Source organism: Paracoccus homiensis, assembly GCF_900111675.1.
Lineage (GTDB): Bacteria > Pseudomonadota > Alphaproteobacteria > Rhodobacterales > Rhodobacteraceae > Paracoccus > Paracoccus homiensis.
The window spans coordinates 30,490-49,593 of sequence record NZ_FOHO01000009.1; the positions used below are offsets into that span (position 1 = coordinate 30,490).

At 63.1% G+C, this 19,104-nt stretch carries 18 protein-coding genes and 1 tRNA gene; 9 read left to right on the top strand and 10 right to left on the bottom strand.

The window, feature by feature from the left end:
* Nucleotides 1-33 precede the first annotated feature (33 nt).
* From BMX67_RS12635 to BMX67_RS12650, 4 genes are all read right to left on the bottom strand, one after another.
* A complete protein-coding gene (locus BMX67_RS12635) occupies nt 34-462 on the bottom strand; it encodes a BLUF domain-containing protein (protein WP_090735568.1) in 429 nt (142 codons plus the stop codon).
* Complete coding sequence (gene rpoD / locus BMX67_RS12640; protein WP_090735570.1) at nt 452-2,428, bottom strand: RNA polymerase sigma factor RpoD; 1,977 nt, start codon at nt 2,426-2,428, stop codon at nt 452-454. The genes BMX67_RS12635 and rpoD overlap by 11 nt, the downstream gene beginning before the upstream one ends.
* 163 nt (nt 2,429-2,591) lie before the next feature.
* On the bottom strand, nt 2,592-4,502 hold the full coding sequence (dnaG, locus tag BMX67_RS12645) for a DNA primase (protein ID WP_090735573.1): 1,911 nt from the start codon (nt 4,500-4,502) through the stop codon (nt 2,592-2,594).
* Between the two features lie 88 nt (nt 4,503-4,590).
* Nucleotides 4,591-5,178: a TetR-type transcription factor C-terminal domain-containing protein gene (locus tag BMX67_RS12650; RefSeq protein ID WP_090735575.1), complete on the bottom strand. Its 588-nt coding sequence runs from the start codon at nt 5,176-5,178 to the stop codon at nt 4,591-4,593.
* Between the two features lie 75 nt (nt 5,179-5,253).
* Here BMX67_RS12650 and BMX67_RS12655 point away from each other — a divergent pair, with 75 nt between their 5' ends.
* The 5 genes from BMX67_RS12655 to gluQRS all read left to right on the top strand — a co-directional run bounded on the left by BMX67_RS12655 (nt 5,254) and on the right by gluQRS (nt 9,774).
* Nucleotides 5,254-5,517 carry a hypothetical protein gene (locus BMX67_RS12655; RefSeq protein WP_090735578.1) on the top strand — a complete coding sequence of 88 codons (264 nt, stop codon included), beginning with the start codon at nt 5,254-5,256 and terminating at the stop codon, nt 5,515-5,517.
* Nucleotides 5,518-5,571: 54 nt separating this feature from the next.
* The gene (locus tag BMX67_RS12660) at nt 5,572-6,738 is read left to right on the top strand and encodes an alpha-hydroxy acid oxidase (RefSeq protein ID WP_090735580.1); all 1,167 of its coding nucleotides are present in this window, start codon (nt 5,572-5,574) and stop codon (nt 6,736-6,738) included.
* A gap of 110 nt (nt 6,739-6,848) precedes the next feature.
* On the top strand, nt 6,849-7,487 hold the full coding sequence (locus BMX67_RS12665; protein ID WP_090735583.1) for a 50S ribosomal protein L25/general stress protein Ctc: 639 nt from the start codon (nt 6,849-6,851) through the stop codon (nt 7,485-7,487).
* A gap of 116 nt (nt 7,488-7,603) precedes the next feature.
* A complete protein-coding gene (gene trmFO, locus BMX67_RS12670; RefSeq protein ID WP_175479894.1) occupies nt 7,604-8,941 on the top strand; it encodes a methylenetetrahydrofolate--tRNA-(uracil(54)-C(5))-methyltransferase (FADH(2)-oxidizing) TrmFO in 1,338 nt (445 codons plus the stop codon).
* Nucleotides 8,923-9,774, top strand: a complete 852-nt coding sequence (gene gluQRS / locus BMX67_RS12675) for a tRNA glutamyl-Q(34) synthetase GluQRS (RefSeq protein WP_090735589.1) — start codon at nt 8,923-8,925, stop codon at nt 9,772-9,774. The genes trmFO and gluQRS overlap by 19 nt, the downstream gene beginning before the upstream one ends.
* 62 nt (nt 9,775-9,836) lie before the next feature.
* Here the strand turns inward: gluQRS and hisI are convergent, their stop codons facing one another.
* Entirely contained in the window at nt 9,837-10,193 is a 357-nt protein-coding gene (gene hisI, locus BMX67_RS12680) for a phosphoribosyl-AMP cyclohydrolase (RefSeq protein ID WP_090735592.1), read from the bottom strand.
* Between the two features lie 62 nt (nt 10,194-10,255).
* Here hisI and BMX67_RS12685 point away from each other — a divergent pair, with 62 nt between their 5' ends.
* Nucleotides 10,256-10,699 (top strand): iron-sulfur cluster assembly scaffold protein, encoded by a 444-nt coding sequence (locus BMX67_RS12685; RefSeq protein ID WP_090735594.1) that lies wholly within the window; start codon nt 10,256-10,258, stop codon nt 10,697-10,699.
* A gap of 296 nt (nt 10,700-10,995) precedes the next feature.
* Here the strand turns inward: BMX67_RS12685 and recG are convergent, their stop codons facing one another.
* From recG to sciP, 4 genes are all read right to left on the bottom strand, one after another.
* The gene (gene recG / locus BMX67_RS12690; RefSeq protein WP_090735596.1) at nt 10,996-13,116 is read right to left on the bottom strand and encodes an ATP-dependent DNA helicase RecG; all 2,121 of its coding nucleotides are present in this window, start codon (nt 13,114-13,116) and stop codon (nt 10,996-10,998) included.
* Nucleotides 13,092-15,260 carry an NAD-dependent DNA ligase LigA gene (gene ligA, locus BMX67_RS12695; protein ID WP_090735837.1) on the bottom strand — a complete coding sequence of 723 codons (2,169 nt, stop codon included), beginning with the start codon at nt 15,258-15,260 and terminating at the stop codon, nt 13,092-13,094. The genes recG and ligA overlap by 25 nt, the downstream gene beginning before the upstream one ends.
* Before the next feature lie 166 nt (nt 15,261-15,426).
* Complete coding sequence (gene ctrA / locus BMX67_RS12700; protein ID WP_090735598.1) at nt 15,427-16,137, bottom strand: response regulator transcription factor CtrA; 711 nt, start codon at nt 16,135-16,137, stop codon at nt 15,427-15,429.
* A gap of 102 nt (nt 16,138-16,239) precedes the next feature.
* Nucleotides 16,240-16,515 carry a CtrA inhibitor SciP gene (gene sciP / locus BMX67_RS12705; RefSeq protein WP_090735601.1) on the bottom strand — a complete coding sequence of 92 codons (276 nt, stop codon included), beginning with the start codon at nt 16,513-16,515 and terminating at the stop codon, nt 16,240-16,242.
* Nucleotides 16,516-16,672: 157 nt separating this feature from the next.
* On the opposite strand from sciP, the gene mnmA reads away from it, so the two are divergent.
* On the top strand, nt 16,673-17,848 hold the full coding sequence (mnmA, locus tag BMX67_RS12710) for a tRNA 2-thiouridine(34) synthase MnmA (protein ID WP_090735603.1): 1,176 nt from the start codon (nt 16,673-16,675) through the stop codon (nt 17,846-17,848).
* Here the strand turns inward: mnmA and BMX67_RS12715 are convergent.
* Complete coding sequence (locus BMX67_RS12715) at nt 17,820-18,230, bottom strand: SufE family protein (protein ID WP_090735606.1); 411 nt, start codon at nt 18,228-18,230, stop codon at nt 17,820-17,822. The genes mnmA and BMX67_RS12715 overlap by 29 nt on opposite strands.
* Nucleotides 18,231-18,384: 154 nt before the next feature.
* Between BMX67_RS12715 and BMX67_RS12720 the strand changes: the two genes are divergently transcribed.
* Nucleotides 18,385-18,888, top strand: a complete 504-nt coding sequence (locus BMX67_RS12720; RefSeq protein ID WP_090735609.1) for a hypothetical protein — start codon at nt 18,385-18,387, stop codon at nt 18,886-18,888.
* A gap of 48 nt (nt 18,889-18,936) precedes the next feature.
* A tRNA-Ser gene (locus BMX67_RS12725) sits at nt 18,937-19,026 on the top strand.
* Nucleotides 19,027-19,104 lie beyond the last annotated feature (78 nt).

Consider the following 19,104-nt stretch of genomic DNA (forward strand, 5'->3'; position numbering starts at 1 on the left):
GTGCTGAAACCGCAAGCCCGGTTGCAGGGGGGGTCAGATCGCCAGCGCCTGCAAGAAGGCGACAATTCCGCGCGTATATTCGCCGGGATTGACGGTCGAGGCGTCGGATTGCGCCAGCCAGTCCATCAGCGATTTCTGATTGCGGTCCGAAAACCGCATATGCCAGTCGCGGAAGCGCCGTTGATTCAGCGCCCCATCGTCCAGCACCGTCAACTGGTCATGGCGGCCATCCTTGCGGATCATCGCCATGACCAGGTCGATCTTTTCGGCAGGACCTTCCAGCCACTGAAAGAATAGCCCGTCCTCGTGATGCAGGCAGCCGGTGATGCCGTGCTGCCCATTGCGTTCGCGGGCCGAGGCAAGGATGGCCTGAAGATCATCCTTGCCAAGCCCGTCGCGCGCCGCGCTGCGATAAAGAACGAAGGCTAGACCGTCGGTGGTATCGGCAAGATCATTGGTCAAGGAAGGAACGCAGCTTTCTGCTTCTGGAGGGGTGCTTCAGCTTGCGCAGGGCCTTGGCTTCGATCTGACGGATCCGTTCGCGGGTCACGCTGAACTGCTGACCGACCTCTTCCAGCGTGTGGTCGGTATTCATGCCGATGCCGAAACGCATCCGCAGAACCCGTTCCTCGCGCGGGGTCAGGCTGGCCAGAACGCGGGTGGTCGTTTCCTTGAGGTTTTCCTGAATCGCACTGTCCAATGGCAGGACGGCATTCTTGTCCTCGATGAAATCGCCCAGCTGGCTGTCTTCCTCGTCCCCGATCGGGGTTTCGAGGCTGATCGGTTCCTTGGCGATCTTCATCACCTTGCGAACCTTCTCCAGCGGCATCTGCAGCTTCTCGGCCAGTTCCTCGGGCGTCGGCTCACGGCCGATCTCGTGGAGCATCTGGCGACCGGTCCGGACCAGCTTGTTGATCGTCTCGATCATGTGGACCGGGATGCGGATCGTGCGCGCCTGGTCCGCGATGGAGCGGGTGATCGCCTGACGGATCCACCAGGTCGCATAGGTCGAGAACTTGTAGCCGCGGCGATACTCGAACTTGTCCACGGCCTTCATCAAGCCGATATTGCCCTCCTGGATCAGGTCCAAGAACTGTAGCCCGCGGTTCGTGTATTTCTTGGCGATCGAGATCACCAGACGCAGGTTGGCCTCGACCATTTCCTTCTTGGCCTGACGTGCCTCTTTCTCGCCGCGCTGAACCTGCGCGACGATCCGGCGGAATTCCTCGATATCGACGCCGACATACTGGCCGACCTGCGCCATCTCGGCGCGCAGATCCTCGACCTTGGCGCGCGACCGGTCAAACAGCGCCTGCCAGCCACGGCCGGCATTCTGCGACAGGCGTTCGACCCAGGTCGGGTCCAGTTCGCTGCCGCGATAGGCATCGATGAATTCACGGCGGTTGATGCGTGCGGCGTCAGCGAGCTTCACCATGCCCGAGTCGATGGTCACGATGCGGCGGTTGATGCCGTAAAGCTGATCGACCAGCGCCTCGATCCGGTTGTTGTGCAGATGAAGCGAGTTCACCAGCACGACGATCTCGCTGCGCAGTTTCTGGTAGTCGCTTTCGGCGGTGGCCGAAAAGCTGTTGTCTTCGTTCAACGTCGCCGACATCCGCTGGTCCTGCATATCGGCCAGACGCTCGTAATCGCGCGCGATGATTTCCAGCGTTTCCAGAACCTTGGGCTTCAGGCTGGCTTCCATCGCGGCCAGCGACAGGTTTGCGCCCTCATCCTCTTCGTCGTCATCCTCGCCGCGCATCGGATTGCCGTCGGCATCCAGTTCCTCGCGCTTCTGCTGAGGTTCCGAGCTGCTGGCCTGCGGCGTCAGTTCCTCTTCGCCCTCGCCATCCTCGTCATCCATGGACTGACCGAAGGTGGTTTCCAGGTCGATCACGTCGCGCAGAAGGATCTCTTCTTCCAGAAGTTCCTCGCGCCACATGGTGATGGCCTTGAAGGTCAGCGGGCTTTCGCACAGCCCGGCGATCATCGTGTTGCGACCGGCCTCGATCCGCTTGGCGATGGCGATCTCGCCCTCGCGCGACAGCAGTTCGACGCTGCCCATCTCGCGCAGATACATGCGAACGGGATCGTCGGTGCGATCAAGCTTTTCGGTTTCGGTCGCCGCGACCGCCACCTCACGAGAGCCAGAGCCGGTGGTGACAACCGCGCCGCCTTCGGGCTCTTCGGCGCCTTCCTCGTCCTCGATGACATTGATGCCCATTTCGGACAGCATCGACATCACGTCTTCGATCTGCTCACTGCTGACCTGTTCGGGGGGCAGCACCGTGTTCAGCTGATCATAGGTGATATAGCCACGCTCTCGCGCCTCGGCGATCATCTTCTTGACGGCCGCTTGGCTCATGTCCAGCGAATGGGCGTTGTCGTCCTTGTCGTTCTTGTCTTGCTCGTCGTCCTTGGCGGCCATCCAGGGCTCCTTCTCGGGGCGGTCATTCGCAGGCGGGGCAGCGAATCAGAGAGGTCATTGATGCGTTCTAGCGCGGTTCAGAACCGAATCAAAGACGCAGGCAGTTAATGATTCGCAGTTTCGATTCGGGTGATTCGGTTTCGGTCGCGTTGCGGCATCGGTTTCAACGGGTCGGCTTGCGCCAGATCTGCCCCGAAAGGAACTGATCCAGCTGGGCCGAAAGGGCGTCGCGGTCCTCGTTCAGATCGCCGCGTTCCTCCATCTCGGGGCGTTCGGCGCGGTGGCGGGCGCGGGTGATCTGCTGAATGCGCCAGGTCAGGCCCTCATCCGCTTCGCCCTGAATTTCGGCCTCTGCGCGGACCAGTTCGGCCCCCGCTGCGCGTTCGGCGTCCAGACGGTCGATCAGGTTGGTCAGGATCGCCTGCGCCGATTCCAGGTCCTGGCTTTCGATCAGTTTCGGGGTCAGGCCCAGATGGGCGTCGGTGCGCAGGGTTTCAAGGGCGCGCCGCCCGGCATCGGTATCGCCGCCGGTCAGCAGGTCATGCAGCAAAGCGGCCCGGTCCGCATCGCGTGGCAAAAGCCGTTCCAGTCGCGATTCGATCTGCGCCACGCATTCGGGGCGCAATGCGCAGATCAACAGGCTGGCCCCTTCCAGCAGGTCCGCCGTCGATTGCGGGCCGTTCATCGGGATCGGGGGGCGCGGCGCGGACGGGGCCATCGAGGCCCCGCCGCGCCGGGCGGGCCATGGGCCCGCCTGCACATTGCCACGGCCCTTGGCGCGCGGTTTCCAGCCGCCCATCACCTCGCGGCGCTTGTCGCGAATGGTGTCGGTATAGTGCCGGCGGGTCAGTTCGTCGGGGATGCGGCCGATCGCCTCTTGCAGACGCCGGTCGAGGGCGGCGCGGCGTTCGGGGCTGTCAAAGACCTGCCCTTCGGTTTCGCGTTCCCACAGCAGGTCAACCAGCGGTCTCGCCTGATCCAGCAGGGCACCCATCGCCCCCGGCCCCGCGGATTTGATCAGGTCATCCGGGTCCTGCCCCGTCGGCAGCATGACAAAGCGCAGCGCCTGTCCGGGCCCGGTCAGCGGCAAGGCCAGATCGATCAGCCGGCGCGCGGCGCGCTGACCAGCCGCGTCGCCATCCAGTGCGATGATCGGTTCCGGGCTGACCCGCCACATCAGGCGCAGCTGATCTTCGGTGATCGCGGTGCCAAGCGGGGCGACCGCACCTTCGAAACCCGCACGGGCCAGCGCGATCACATCCATATAGCCCTCGGCGACGATAAGGCGCTGTCCCTTGGCAACGGCGGCGCGGGCGGGGCCGATATGGTAAAGGTTGCGGCCCTTGTCGAACAACGGCGTTTCGGGGCTGTTGAGGTATTTGGCCCGTGCATTCGGATCCATCGCCCGTCCGCCAAAGCCGATGCAGCGCCCCTGCCCGTCCCTGATGGGAAAGATGATGCGGTCGCGCATCCGGTCATAGGGTGTGCCCCCACCATCGGGGCGCGCGGCGACACCGGCCTCGATGATCAGCGCCTCGTCGAACCCCTTTTCGCGCAGCGCCGTGAACAATGCGGTGCGGCTGTTCGGGGCAAAGCCGATCTCGAAGCGATCCTCGGCATCGCGGTCCAATCCTCGACGCAGCAGGTAGTCGCGGGCATCCGCCGCGGCACCGGTCTGCAATTGCAGGCGAAACCAGCGACAGGCGGCCTCGGTCACCTCGATCAGCCGGGATCGGCGGTCACTGCGTTCGCGGGAACGGGGATCGGGTTCGGGCATCTGCATGCCGGCCTCGGCGGCCAGGACCTTGACGGCCTCGATGAATTCCAGCCCATCCATTTCGCGCAGGAAGGTCAGAGCGTCGCCCTTGGCCTGGCAGCCAAAGCAGTAATAGAAGCCCTTCTGATCGTCGCAGTGAAAACTGGCCGATTTTTCCTGATGGAACGGGCATGGCGCCCACCAATCGCCGCGCGCCTGATTCGACTTGCGCTGATCCCAGACGACCTTGCGCCCGATCACGCGGCTGATCGGAACGCGGTTGCGAAGTTCGTCGAGGAAGCCGGGGGGCAGACTCATGGGGCGATTATCTGACTGGTTCGGTGGTTCGGCAAGCGGCAGCGCCAATCTTGGGCTAGAAAGGATGTGGGGTCAAAACGGGCCGCGGTCAATCGGCCCCGACCGCGCCACGCACCAATCCCCAGTAGATATCGCCGATGCGCTGCCGATCCAGACGCCCGCCTTCGCGATACCAGTTGGTCACGCCGGTCAGCATGGCGATCAGCGCCATCGTAGTCAGCCGCGGATCGTCCAGCCGCATCGTGCCCGAAGTCACGCCGTCGCGCAGGATCACCTCTAGTGCGGTTTCATAGCGTTCGCGCAAGGCGACGATCCGGTGGTGATTGTCCGGGGTCAGGTTGCGCAGTTCCATGTAGGACAGAAAGACCGCGTCGGAATGATCAAGGCTGAAATCGATGTGAAAACGCACGAAACCTTCCAGCCGCCGCAGCGCGGGCAGCGCCGGATCATCCCGCCAGGCGTCCAGTAGATCCTGCATGTGGCTTTCCAGAAGATCGGCCAGAAGCGCCTGTTTGTCAGGGATATAGCTGTACAGCGCACCCGCCTGCACGCCGACCGCCGCCGCGATCTGACGCATGGACACGGCTGCGTAGCCCTGCCGCGCGAACAGTTGCAGGGCATGGGTGCGGATCAGGGGGCCGGTGATCTCGGCGCGGGAACCTTGGGTGCGTGCCATGCAACTGTCATAAGTGCTGACCCGTTCGGGGGGAAGGCCATTGTGAAGCCCGTTGGCGCGGCCTAATCTGCGGCCATGATGCCGCGTCCTGTCCTGACATGCCCTGCCCTTCTGTGCCTGATCCTTGCCGCCTGCGCGGCCGATGACGGCTATCCCGATCTGCGCCCCACGGCCGAGATGCTGACCCCACCGCAATTGACCCCCGAGGAAAACGCCCCGGCCACCACTCGCCAGACCGCCGAAAGCCGCGCCGATGCGCTGCGGGCGCGGGCTGACGCGCTGCGCGGCCCCGTGATCGAGCCGGAATTGCGCCAGCGGATGCAGGGCGGTCGCAACTGATTGCGCAAAGGCGCTTCGCTTGGTAAGAACTTTTGACCAAAAAGCGAGTTGCCCATGCCTGTCATCACCTGCATCGACGACCTGAAACGGCTGCACAAGGCGCGCACACCGCGCATGTTCTACGACTATGCCGAATCGGGCAGCTATTCCGAACAGACCTTTCGCGACAACAGCACCGATTTTGCCCGGATCCGCCTGCGCCAGAAAGTTGCCGTGGACATGTCGGGCCGCTCGACCGCAAGCGACATGGTGGGGCTGCCCGTTGCGATGCCCGTGGGGCTTGCCCCTGTCGGCCTGACCGGGATGCAACACGCGGATGGCGAAATCCTGGCCGCCCGCGCGGCCGAGAAATTCGGCGTGCCCTTCTGCCTGTCGACCATGTCGATCTGCTCGATCGAGGATGTCGCGCAGCACACGACAAAGCCCTTCATGTTCCAGCTTTACGTCATGAAGGATCAGGATTTCCTTGCCGCGATCATCGAGCGGGCCAAGCGCGCCAATTGCAATGCGCTGGTTCTGACGCTGGATCTGCAGATTCTGGGTCAGCGCCACAAGGATCTGAAGAACGGCCTGTCGGCGCCGCCGAAATTCACCCTGCCCACGATGCTGGATCTTGCGACGCGCTGGCGCTGGGGCATGGGGATGCTGCAGACCAAGCGCCGCTTCTTCGGCAATATCGTCGGGCACGCCAAGGGCGTCGGCGATGCCAGTTCCCTGGGCAGCTGGACGGCCGAGCAATTCGACGAAAAGCTGGACTGGGACAAGATCGCCCGCATCCGCGACATGTGGGGCGGCAAGCTGATCCTGAAAGGCATCCTTGACCCCGAAGATGCCCGCATCGCGGCTGATTTCGGCGCGGATGCCATCGTTGTCAGCAATCATGGCGGACGGCAACTGGACGGCGCGCTGTCCTCGATCCGGATGCTGCCGCATATCGTCGAAGCCGTGGGCGATCAGGTCGAGATCCACATGGACAGCGGTATCCGCAGCGGTCAGGACGTGTTGAAGGCGCTGGCCCTTGGGGCGCATGGCACCTGGATCGGGCGGGCCTTCGTTCATGGGCTTGGCGCGATGGGCGAGGCCGGCGTGACGCGCGCCCTGGAAGTGATCCGTGCCGAACTGGATACCACGATGGCGCTGTGCGGCGAAAAACGCGTGCAGGCGCTGGGTCGGCAGAACGTGATGCTGCCGCAGGGCTTCCTGTCGGAATACGGCGCATAGGGGCGCAGATTCGCCCTTCACAAAATCGCCACGCTGCGCTATAGGCCGCGCTCTGCCGTCATGCACCCTTGGAGGATGGCGGTCAACACAACTGTTTGAGGATATATATCATGGCCAAAGAGATCCCTGATCTGGTGGCCGAGCCTCGCGCGGGGACAGGCAAGGGGGCCGCCCGCCAAGCTCGCCGTGAAGGTAAGGTTCCGGGTATCGTGTATGGTGACCACAAGGATGCCGTCGCGATCCAGTTCGACTTCAACAAGCTGCTGACGCAACTGCGTGCCGGTCGCTTCATGTCGACGCTGTTCAACCTGAAGGTCGAAGGTCAGGACGACGTGCGCGTCATCTGCCGCGCCGTTCAGAAAGACGTCGTGAAGGACCTGCCCGTCCATATCGACTTCATGCGTCTGCGCCGCACCTCGAAGGTCTCGCTGTTCATTCCGGTTGAATTCATCAACCACGAAGAATGCCCGGGCCTGAAAAAAGGCGGCACGCTTGTGACCGTCCGCAACGAGGTCGAACTGAACGTGACCGCCGGCGACATCCCGGATCACATCACCGTCGATCTGGCCGGCCTGAACATCGGCGACGGCATCCACATCAATGATGTGAAGTTGCCCGCCGGCGCCAAGGCAACCATCGACCGCAACTTCGTGATCGCGAACATCGCGGCACCCTCGGCCCTGCGTTCGGACGACGACGCGGCAGAAGCCGAAGGCGCCGAGGTCGAAGAGGCCGCAGCCGAAGAGTGATCCTTGCGCCCGTTCAGGGCCAGAAGATCCACGGGGCGGTGCCGCTTGGCGCCGCCCTTTCCTTTTGCCCCGGCGCCTGCTAGCGGATGCGCCGATCCCGGATCAGGAGAGTGCTCATGGAACCCGTCAACATCATCGGTGCTGGCCTGGCAGGCTCTGAGGCCGCATGGCAGATCGCCCGTGCGGGCGTGCCCGTGATCCTGCATGAAATGCGTCCCAGCGTCGAAACCTTCGCGCACAAGACCGGCGATTGCGCTGAAATGGTCTGCTCGAACAGTTTCCGTTCCGACGATGACGTGATGAATGCCGTCGGCCTGCTGCATTGGGAAATGCGGGCGGCGGGCGGCCTGATCATGGAGATGGCCGACCGTCATCGCCTGCCCGCCGGTGGCGCGCTGGCCGTGGATCGCGACGCGTTTTCACAGGCCGTCACCCAGACGCTGCGTGCCGATCCGCTGATCGAGATCCGCAACGGTGAAATCGCCGATCTGCCCGACACCGGCAACTGGATCGTGGCGACGGGGCCGCTGACCTCTGACCGGCTGGCAACTGCGATCCGTGGCCTGACGGGAACCGAGGCACTGGCCTTCTTCGATGCCATCGCCCCGATCGTCCATGCCGACACGATCGACATGTCCGTCGCCTGGGAACAAAGCCGTTATGACAAGGGCGAAACCGAAGCCGAGCGTCGCGCCTATATCAACTGCCCGATGACCAAGCCGCAATACGAGGCGTTCATCGACGCGCTGCTGGCAGCCGACAAGACCGAATTCCACGAAGGCGAGACCGCCGGTTACTTCGACGGCTGCCTGCCGATCGAGGTCATGGCCGAGCGCGGCCGCGAAACCCTGCGCCACGGCCCGATGAAGCCCGTGGGGCTGACCAACACGCATAACCCCGAAGAAAAGGCCTATGCCGTCGTCCAGCTGCGCCGCGATAACGCACTGGGAACCCTGTATAATATCGTCGGCTTCCAGACCAAGATGAAATACGGCGCCCAGACGCAGGTGTTCCGGATGATCCCCGGTCTGGAAAATGCCAGCTTCGCGCGGCTGGGTGGCATTCACCGCAATTCCTTCCTGAACTCTCCCACGCTGCTGGATGACCGGATGCGCCTGCGCAACCAGCCCAATCTGCGCTTTGCCGGACAGGTCACCGGGGTCGAGGGCTATGTCGAAAGCGCCGCGATGGGTCTGCTGGCCGGTCGCATGGCCGCCGCACAGGCCAAGGGGCAGGATCTGGCCCCCCCACCCTTCACCACCGCGACCGGCGCACTGGTCAATCACATCACCGGCGGCGCCGAGGCCAGGACCTTCCAGCCCATGAACGTCAATTTCGGGCTGTTCCCGCCGCTGGATCAGATGAAAGGCGGGCGCAAGGGCCGCAAGGATCGCTACCCTGCCTATACCCAGCGCGCCAAGGACGATTTCTCGGCATGGCTGGCCACGCAGTAACGCGCACCCGCTTCGCCCCTTCTCCGACGGGGCTTCTGCATCTGGGCCACGCCTATTCGGCGCTTCTGGCCCAGTCGCTTGCCGATCCGGGGCAGTTTCTGTTGCGCATCGAGGATATCGATCGCGACCGCTGCAAACCTCGGTTTGAACAGGCCCTGAAACAGGATCTGGCATGGCTGGGCCTGCGCTGGCAGGAACCGGTCATGCGCCAGTCAGATCGCATGGCCGCCTATGATCGGGCGCTGACCCAACTCGCACCGTTCTGTTATCCCTGCCGCTGCCGTCGCGGCGACATCCGCGCCGCCCTGTCCGCCCCGCAGGAAGCCGCGCTGCCCGCCGGCCCCGATGGATTGATCTATCCGGGCACCTGTCAGCACCGGTCGATGTCGGATATCGGGCCCGGTGACGTGATCCGCCTGGACGTGGCCCGCGCCTTCGACCATCTGCGGCGCGACCAACTCGAATTTCACGATCATGCGATCTTGTCCGTCGGCCCGCATCGCATGACGCGCGACCAATTTATCAGCGATATCGGCGACGTGATCCTGTCGCGGCGCGGCATGGGAACCTCGTACCATCTGGCGGTCGTGGTCGATGACGCGGCCCAGGGGGTCACCCTGGTCACCCGAGGCAAGGACCTGTTCGGCGCGACTTGGATCCATCTGCTGCTGCAACACTTGCTGAACCTGCCGCAACCGACCTATCACCACCATCGCCTGATCCGTGACGATGCGGGCAAGCGTCTTGCGAAACGCGACGATGCCCGCGCCATTCGCCAGTTCCGCGACGACGGCGCGACGCCGGAGGACATCCGGCGTCTGATCGGGCTCTAGCCCATCTTCTGTGCATAAATATCCCGGGGGACCGCCCGCAGGGCGGTGGGGCAGCGCCCCTCTTACGTCATCGGCTCCATGATCACGACCTCCTGGCCGTCACGGACCGCGGTGTAGAAGCACGACCGCCGGTTCGTGTGACAGGCAGGCCCGGTCTGATCGACCAGCGCCAGCAGACAGTCGCGATCACAATCGATCCGCAGCTCGACCAGTCTCTGCACGTGGCCCGAGCTTTCGCCCTTGATCCAGAAGGATTGGCGCGACCGCGACCAATAGGTGACGCGGCCCGTCTGCAAGGTCTGCGCCACCGCGTCCGCATTCATCCAGGCCATCATCAGAACCTCGCCGCTGGCATGGTCCTGCGCAATACAGGGGATCAGGCCATTGGCATCGTACTTCAGGCTGACCGGGTCAAGCATCGGGTTTCCTTTCACCATTGCGATCCCTATCTAGGGTGAATGACACGCGCGGGGAAGGACCGATGGGCGACAGCGACCTGATGCAGCTTTATTCGCGCCGTATACTGGCGCTGACCACCGCCATTCCCCATCAGGGCCGGCTGGATTACCCCGAAGGCTCGGCTACGCGCCGTTCGCCGCATTGCGGCTCGTCCGTGACCGTCGACATCCGAATGCGGGATGGCCAGATTGCCGAATTTGCCCAACAGGTCCGCGCCTGTGCGCTGGGACAGGCATCTGCGGCGGTCCTGGGTGCCTCGGTCATCGGAAAATCCCGCGATCAGATCCTTGCAACGCGCGACGAACTTCACGCGATGCTGAAACAGGATGGCACCCCGCCCGATGGCAGCTTTTCCGAGCTTGAGGCCCTGTTGCCCGCACGCGACTACCCCAACCGTCACGCCTCGATCCTGCTTGCATGGGATGCGACCCTCGCGGCCATCGATCAGGCGGCCGAGGCTGCCTGATCGGCGCCGCCTGTAAAAAGACCGGCCCGATGGGCCGGTCAGTTGCGCGTGCAGAAGGGACAGTGACGGCACACAGGCGTGGTGCCGTGCTTGCAACGCGGGGCAGAAACCTAGGCTTGCAGGATCGCAGGCAACCAAAGAACCACAATCGTGGTCACGGTCAGCGCGGCAACCCCACACAGATCACAGACGAATTCGCGGGACATGGCAGCAACTCCTCTCTGTTGCTATTTTGTTCTCACATTCACGCGCACCTGTAAAGAACTTTTTAAGAACATTCAGGCTTGGATCGGTGTTCAGCCAATGCCGATCAGGCGAATCGACTCGTCCTGCGACATCAGCCACATCAGCAAACGCAGGGCCTTGCCGCGATCCGAACTTAGCTCCGGGTCGCGTTCCAACAGCGCCCGCGCATCCTTTCGCGCCGTTGCCATCAGCCCTGCCTGATGTTCCAGATCGCCGATGTGGAACCGAGGCAGACCGGATTGCGCGGTGCCGATGACATCTCCGGCGCCGCGCATTTCAAGATCGACCTCGGCGATGCGAAACCCATCCTCGGTGTCGCGCAGGGTGGTCAGGCGTTTCGCGCCGGTCTCTCCCAAAGGTGGATGATACATCAGCAGGCAGGTCGACGCGCCTTTGCCGCGCCCCACCCGGCCACGCAGCTGATGAAGCTGCGCCAGACCAAAGCTTTCGGCCCGTTCGATCACCATGATCGTCGCCTCGGGGACATCCACGCCGACCTCGATCACCGTGGTCGCGACAAGAATCTGCGCCACGCCACTGCTGAAATCGGCCATGGCGGCGTCGCGCTGATCGGCGGGCATCTGGCCATGGATCAGCCGTACCGCATCGCCGAACCGGGCACGCAATGCCTGAAACCGTGCCTCGGCTGCGGTCAGGTCGCTGACCTCGCTTTCCTCGACCAGCGGACAGACCCAATAGGCCCGCGCACCCTCGGCAATGGCATGCTGCAGGCGATCAGCGACCTGATCCAGACGTTCATCGCTGATCATGACCGTGGTGATCGGCTGACGACCCGGCGGCTTTTCATCCAGAACGGAAAGGTCAAGATCGCCATATTGCGTCAACGCAAGCGAACGCGGAATCGGCGTGGCCGTCATGACCAGAATATCGGGCGGTGCATTGCCCTTGGCGGATAGTTGTAATCGCTGCGCCACACCGAAACGGTGCTGTTCGTCGATGATTGCCAGCCGCAGGTCGCGAAACTCGACATCTTTCTGAAAAACGGCATGGGTCCCGACAAGGATCTGGATCCGGCCTTCGCGCAGATCCTCAAGGATTTGCGCCCTCGCTTCGCCCTTGTCGCGTCCGGTCAGCGCCGCCAACCGGATGTCTGCCGATCGCGCCAAGGGTTCAAGGGCGCGGGCATGTTGGCGGGCCAGGATCTCGGTCGGGGCCATCAGCACCGCCTGCCCCCCCGCCTCGACCGCGATCAGCGCCGAAAGCATGGCAACCAAGGTTTTCCCCGCGCCGACATCGCCCTGCAGAAGCCGGCTCATGCGGTGGTCGCCAGCCATATCCGCAGCGATTTCCCGAACCGCACGGGCCTGCGCATTGGTGGGCGGCCAAGGCAGGTTGTCCAGCACCGCCTGACGCAATCGGCCATCGCCCGTGCTGGGCCGCCCTTTTGATCGACGCTTCTCGCGGCGCACAAGGGCCAGCGTCATCTGATGGGCCAAAAACTCATCATAGGCCAACCTTGCGCGGGCGGGGCTGGCAGGCGACAGCCCTTGGGCAGAATCGGGATGATGCGCCTGATGCAAGGCCGTTGCAAAATCGGGCCAGCCACGCGCCGCCATGACCTGCGGATCGATCCATTCCGGCGTTTCGGGCAGGCGCGTCAATGCGGCCTCGGCAGCCTTGGTCATCGCCTTCTGCGTCAAGCCCGCCGAGAGCGGATAGACCGGTTCGAAGGCGGGGGGCAGTTCCTCGCCCTCGGGCAGGATATGATCGGGATGGACGATCTGGGCCATTCCATCGAACAGTTCCAGCTTGCCGCTGACGATACGGCGCTGGCCAAGGGGCAGCTGCCGCTCGATCCAATCCTTGCGCGGGTGAAAAAAGACCAGCGTCAGATCGCCGCCGTGATCGTCACTGCACTGGACGCGCATGGGCCGCCCGCGCGCGCTGGGTTGGGTGTGCCGTTCGACCGTCACGGCCAGTGTCACGATCTCAGGCGCACGAGCGTCACCGACACGCGCGATGCTGCGCCGGGTGATCCCGCCAGAGGGCAGCGTCAACACCATGTCGCGCGGACGCTCGATCCCCATTTGCGCCAGGGCCGCCTGCCCTTTTGGCCCGATGCCCGGCAGCGTATCGATTCCCGCAAATAGCGGGAACAACGCCGGGGGGCGGCCCTTGGGCTGGGTCACTGTCCCGCGATCCGAAGCCATTCGTCCTCATCCACGACCCTGACGCCCAGATCGGCAGCCTTCTTGGCCTTCGACCCCGCCCCCGGCCCCGCGACCAGAAGATCGGTCTTGGCGCTGACCGAGCCTGCAACCTTGGCGCCCATCGCCTCGGCCCGCGCCTTGGCTTCGGCGCGGGTCATCTTTTCCAGCGTGCCGGTAAATACCAGCGTCAGCCCGGTGATCTCGGTGTCCTGCGCGGATTGGCGTTCGTCTGGCCGGATATCCAGTTCGCGGACAAGGCGGTCGATGCTGGCACGCTCGGCCTGTTGCTGGAAGGTGGTGACAAGAGATTGCACCAACACCGCGCCGATGCCGTCGATGCCGACCAGCTCGGCCCAATGCGGGCTTTCGGCCAATACCGCCTTGCGACCCTTGTCATCGGCGCGGAACGCAGGCTCGGCTGCGGCGGCGTCAACGGTCTGAACCAGTTGATCCCATGTGCCGAAATGTCGTGCCAGGGTGGTTGCCGCAACCTCGCCGACATGACGGATGCCAAGGGCGAAGATCAGGCGTTTCAGCTGGATCCGCCGTTTGGCGTCGATCGCGGAAAACAGCTTCTCGACCGAGCGCGCGCCAAAGCCGTCGCGGTTCTGAAGCTTGGTCAGGTTCCCGGCGTTGCGATCAGCCAGGGTGAAGATATCGGCAGGCTCGCGTATCGGCAGTTGGTCATCGGCAAAGAACATCTCGACCTGTTTCGCGCCCAGACCTTCAATGTCGAATGCGGCACGACTGACGAAATGTTTCAGCTTTTCGATGGCCTGTGCGGGGCAGATCAGTCCCCCCGTGCAGCGCCGGACAGAATCGCCGGGTTCACGGATGGCGTCCGACCCGCATTCCGGGCAGGCCTTGGGAAAGACATAGGGCTGGCTGTCGGCAGGCCGGCGATCGGGGTCGATATCGGCGATCTTGGGAATCACGTCGCCCGCGCGATAGACCTTGACCCAATCGCCTTCGCGAATGTCGCGCCCCTCTCGGATCGGCTCGCCATTGCTGTCGCGACCGGCGATGTAATCTTCGTTATGCAGCGTCGCGTTCGACACAACGACGCCGCCGACGGTCACCGGCTCCAACCGGGCGACGGGTGACAGGGCACCGGTCCGGCCGACCTGTATCTCGATCCGCTCTAACCGCGTCCATGCCGTTTCGGCCGGAAACTTGTGCGCGATCGCCCAACGCGGGGTCGTCGCGCGAAAGCCAAGCCGCGCCTGATAGCGCAGATCGTTGACCTTGTAGACAACGCCGTCGATATCATAGCCAAGCGTGGCACGCTGTTGTTCGATTTCGGCCCAGGCGGCAACCAGTTCTCTGGCCGTGCGGCAGACCCGTGTCAGGGGATTGATCGAAAAGCCCAAGCCCTTCAGCCGTGTGACCGCCTGCATCTGGGTGTCTGCCAGGGGTTCGGACAGCTCACCCCAGCTATAGGCAAAGAACTTCAACGGGCGTTCAGCGGTGACACCGGGGTCCAGCTGTCGCAGCGATCCCGCCGCGGCGTTGCGCGGATTTGCAAAGACCCGCGCGCCGTCGCCGGCATTCAGCGCGGCGAAATCGGCATGCGACATATACACCTCGCCCCGGACTTCCAGGACATCGGGAACATCGCCCATCAACTGCTGCGGAATGTCCGAAATGGTGCGCGCATTCGCCGTGACGTTTTCCCCGACCGAGCCATCGCCGCGCGTCGCCGCCTGAATCAACTGCCCCTTTTCGTAGCGCAGCGACAGTGAAAGCCCGTCGATCTTCGGCTCGGACGTGAAATCCAACGGCGTATCCGGCGCAAGGTTCAGAAAGCTGCGGACCCTCGCGACGAAGTCGTCAATCTCCCCGGCCTCGAAAGCATTGGCCAACGACATCATGCGCACGGAGTGGGTAATCTTGCCGAAACCTTCGGCAGGGGCCGCGCCGACCTGCAGGGTCGGGCTGTCACTTGTGGCAAGTTCCGGAAAGGCATCCTCAAGCGCAGCCAGACGGCGTTTCAGCGCATCATAATCGGCATCGCTGATCTGCGGCGTGTCCTTGGCGTGATAATCGTCATTGGCCTGCGCCAGCCGGGCCGTCAGTTCCGCGATCTGATCGGCGGCCTGTCGCGCGTCAAGTTCCGTTACCGGCTGATCGTTCTGGCCTGCCATGACGTCCATGAACCCTTCTTTGCCGCATCATCTGCGGGCGCATTAACCTGTTTGCCTCTCTATAGGACAATGCGCGGGGCAAGGCCCAGACCCAAGCACGGCCTTCTGTCACCTGACCATGAAAAAGCCCGCCACAGGGGGCGGGCTGTTCGACTGTCAGCGCGTGTCACGCACCAATGGCCAGACGTTCCGCGTTGCCGGGCCCCGGATCGCGCAACACATAGCCACGCCCCCAGACCGTTTCGATATGGTTTTCCCCGCCAAGTGCTTCGGACAGCTTCTTGCGCAGTTTGCAGATGAACACGTCGATGATCTTCAGTTCGGGTTCATCCATGCCGCCGTAAAGATGGTTCAGGAACATTTCCTTGGTCAGCGTGGTGCCCTTGCGCAGGCTTAGAAGTTCAAGGATCTGATATTCCTTGCCTGTCAGATTGACCGGCTTGCCCTGAACCTCGACCGAGCGCGCGTCCAGATTGACGACGATCTCGCCGGTGCGGATGATCGCCTGGCTGTGGCCTTTGGAACGGCGGATGATCGCCTGAATGCGGGCCTGCAATTCGTCGCGGTTAAAAGGTTTGGTCATGTAATCGTCTGCACCGAACCCGAAACCACGCAATTTCGATTCCGTGTCGTCCGACCCCGTCAGGATAAGGATCGGGGTATCGATCCGGGCAAGGCGGATGTGGCGCAGAACCTCCATCCCGTGCATGTCCGGCAGGTCCAGATCCAGAAGGATCAGGTCGTAATCATAAAGCTTGGCAAGGTCGATCCCTTCCTCGCCCATATCGGTCACGAAGACATTGTAGCTGGCCGCGGTCAGCATCAGCTCGATCGCGCGAGCGGTGGTAGGATCGTCCTCAACAAGAAGTATGCGCATTGCGTCACTTTGCCCCTGATTCTTCATGACTCATAAGCAGAGAATTGCCGCAACTGGTTAAAATGTCGTTACCATAAGTTGACTAAAGCTTGTTAATGCTCGTCAGGGTTGCCGAAATCGTTGCAGTGAAGTCACTTTCAGCGCGCGTTTGCCGTGCTTTTTCGCAGCCGTCATCCAGCCATCCAGTTCTTCGTCCGACAATCCGTATCGGCGCAGCGCCTCTTCCCGCGTGATCAGGCCATGAACAACCGCGTTCACCACTGCCAGCTTTCGGTTGGCGACCCATCTTGTGTTCGCGGGCGGCAGATCCGCGATGCTGAGGATCGAGCCATCCGGCAGAACGGCGGTGCGAGGTGTGTCTGTCTTCTTCACGAACATTCAGCCTGTCCTTTTTGCGTCATGTCCGACCATGGCGCAAAGGGCTTAAATCGCGGTTATCCTAACCCCGAAAACCGTCGGCGCATGGGTTGAGAATGTGCAGCATTTGCCTATATTTTGATGCAAATTACTGTCGGCCTAGCGCCCGGAGCCATCCATGACCGCCACCGCACCCGCCGCTGCCCACCGGGCAGATGATATCGAATTGAACAGCCTCGGCTTTGCCAAGCCGCCCTCGCAGACGCGCGTGGTGGTGGCGATGTCAGGCGGCGTTGACAGTTCGGTCGTCGCGGCCAAGCTGAAATCCGAAGGCTATGACGTCGTCGGCGTGACGCTGCAACTTTACGATCACGGCGCCGCCCTGGCCAAGAAGGGCGCATGCTGTGCCGGTCAGGATATTCACGACGCCCGCCGCGTGGCCGAGCGCATGGGCTTTCCGCATTACGTGCTGGACTATGAAAACAAGTTCCGCGAATCCGTGATCGACGAATTCGCCGATGCCTATCTGTCCGGTGCCACGCCCGTTCCCTGCATCCGCTGCAATGAACGCGTCAAGTTCCGCGACCTTCTGGAAACCGCCCGCGATCTGGATGCCGATTGCATGGCGACGGGCCATTATATCCAGCGCAAGGACGGCAGCGTCCGGGCCGAGCTGCACATGGCCGCCGATCACAACCGCGATCAAAGCTATTTCCTGTTCTCGACCACGCAGGAACAACTGGACTTTCTGCGCTTTCCACTGGGACATCTGGAAAGCAAGGCCGAGACCCGCGCCCTGGCCGCCGAATACGGGCTGTCCGTCGCCGACAAGCCCGACAGTCAGGATATCTGCTTTGTACCGAATGGCGATTACGCTGCGGTGATCGAAAAACTGCGCCCCGGCGCGGCCGATCCCGGCGAGATCGTGGATTTGGATGGCAATGTTCTGGGACAGCATCGCGGCGTGATCCACTATACCATCGGTCAGCGGCGCGGTCTTGGCATCGGTGGCCTTGGCGATCCGCTGTATGTCGTGCGGCTGGAACCCGAGACCCGTCGCGTCGTCGTCGGCCCGAAAACCGCGCTGGCCACACGGATCGTGCCCGTCAGCGAGGTGAACTGGCTGGGTGACGAACCGTTCAAGGGCGAGATTTCCTGCATGGTCCGCATCCGCTCGACCCGACCGCCGAAACCCGCGATCCTGCGCCCGATCGACGCCCGCCGCGCCGAGGTCGAGCTGCTGGACCCCGAAGAGGGCGTCAGCCCCGGTCAGGCCTGCGTTTTCTATGCCAATGACAGCACGCGGGTGTTGGGCGGCGGCTGGATCACGCTGCGTCGGCGGCCAGCTTCCTGATTCGCTGCACCATCGCGCGCAGCCCGTTCGAACGCTGCGACGACAGATGCTCATCCAGGCCCAGCCGCGCAAGCTGGGCCTGCGCATCCACCTTGACCACATCGGCCACGCTTAGCCCGGCATACATCGCGTGCAGCACCGCGATCAGCCCGCGCACGATCATGGCATCGCTGTCGCCCTGAAAATCAAAACGCCCGTCCTGAATTTGCGGCATGATCCAGACCTGACTGGCGCAACCATCGACCTTGGTGGCGGGGACCTGCAGCGCCGGATCCATGCCGGGCAGCGCCTTGCCCAGTTCGATCACGTGGCGATAGCGTTCTTCCCAATCGTCCAGAAAGTCGAAGGTTTCGGCGATTTCTTCAAAAGCGGGGGTCGGCATGCAGCATTCCTTCTTTGACCCAGCGGGTTACTCTGATGCGGCGGGAAGGTCAAAGATTGTTCTGTGTGCCGCAGGCGCCCTGCCGCTAAACAGGCTTTAACCCTTGGCTGCTTTCGCCTAACAATCGTGGCAAATCAAAGAGGGACGCATCGACATGACCCGACTGGCCGCATCGCTTCTGTGTACCGCCCTGCTGCTTGCCGGATGCGGCGGACGTGACAGCGACAGTGGATGGAACCCGCTGCGCTGGGTCAGCGGTTCTGCGCCCGCAGATACGCTGTTGCCCGAGGGTGGTTATGCCAGCACGCAGGATCAGCGTCCGGGCATTCCCCAGATCCTGTCGGCCCGGTTCGAGCGCCTTGGCGAAGGACAGTTGCTGGTCGTGACCGGCTTTGCACCGACCAAGGGCTATCATGATGCCGAACTGATCACGGCGCGACCCCAGCCCGCCGGCCGCATCTCGCCCGATGCCGACGGCGTCCTGCGCCTGCGGTTCGTGGCGACCGCCCCCAACCCCGAGACCGAAACAGCCCGCATCCCCGCCAACCCGCAGACCGACACCATCACAACCGCGCTTGCCCTGTCTTTCGTCCAGCTTGCCGGTGTCGTCGCTGTGGAAATCAGCGGCGCCTCGAACACGATTACCCTGCGCCGATAGCGATGTGCGGTTGCGCCCATCCGGCGCAACGGCTAATCGTCCCCGGTCGGAGGCTTGGCAGAGTGGTTTAATGCACCGGTCTTGAAAACCGACGTGGGTTAACGCCCACCGTGGGTTCGAATCCCACAGCCTCCGCCACATCTCTCATCGTTCTGCCGCACTATGCAAACACTCGCTTTGTTTTGCGCCGAAACGGTGTGCGCGCCCGATGTGCGA

Coding starts and splice junctions, on each gene's coding strand:
- BMX67_RS12715 (WP_090735606.1), bottom strand. CDS start 18,230: ATGCCGACCCCCGCTTTTGAAGAAATCGCCGAAACCTTCGACTTTCTG.
- BMX67_RS12665 (WP_090735583.1), top strand. CDS start 6,849: ATGGCCAAAGAGATCCCTGATCTGGTGGCCGAGCCTCGCGCGGGGACA.
- BMX67_RS12655 (WP_090735578.1), top strand. CDS start 5,254: ATGATGCCGCGTCCTGTCCTGACATGCCCTGCCCTTCTGTGCCTGATC.
- BMX67_RS12650 (WP_090735575.1), bottom strand. CDS start 5,178: ATGGCACGCACCCAAGGTTCCCGCGCCGAGATCACCGGCCCCCTGATC.
- sciP (WP_090735601.1), bottom strand. CDS start 16,515: ATGTTCGTGAAGAAGACAGACACACCTCGCACCGCCGTTCTGCCGGAT.
- BMX67_RS12685 (WP_090735594.1), top strand. CDS start 10,256: ATGGGCGACAGCGACCTGATGCAGCTTTATTCGCGCCGTATACTGGCG.
- BMX67_RS12720 (WP_090735609.1), top strand. CDS start 18,385: ATGACCCGACTGGCCGCATCGCTTCTGTGTACCGCCCTGCTGCTTGCC.
- hisI (WP_090735592.1), bottom strand. CDS start 10,193: ATGCTTGACCCGGTCAGCCTGAAGTACGATGCCAATGGCCTGATCCCC.
- BMX67_RS12660 (WP_090735580.1), top strand. CDS start 5,572: ATGCCTGTCATCACCTGCATCGACGACCTGAAACGGCTGCACAAGGCG.
- mnmA (WP_090735603.1), top strand. CDS start 16,673: ATGACCGCCACCGCACCCGCCGCTGCCCACCGGGCAGATGATATCGAA.
- ligA (WP_090735837.1), bottom strand. CDS start 15,260: ATGGCAGGCCAGAACGATCAGCCGGTAACGGAACTTGACGCGCGACAG.
- gluQRS (WP_090735589.1), top strand. CDS start 8,923: ATGGCTGGCCACGCAGTAACGCGCACCCGCTTCGCCCCTTCTCCGACG.
- trmFO (WP_175479894.1), top strand. CDS start 7,604: ATGGAACCCGTCAACATCATCGGTGCTGGCCTGGCAGGCTCTGAGGCC.
- dnaG (WP_090735573.1), bottom strand. CDS start 4,502: ATGAGTCTGCCCCCCGGCTTCCTCGACGAACTTCGCAACCGCGTTCCG.
- recG (WP_090735596.1), bottom strand. CDS start 13,116: ATGGCTTCGGATCGCGGGACAGTGACCCAGCCCAAGGGCCGCCCCCCG.
- rpoD (WP_090735570.1), bottom strand. CDS start 2,428: ATGGCCGCCAAGGACGACGAGCAAGACAAGAACGACAAGGACGACAAC.
- ctrA (WP_090735598.1), bottom strand. CDS start 16,137: ATGCGCATACTTCTTGTTGAGGACGATCCTACCACCGCTCGCGCGATC.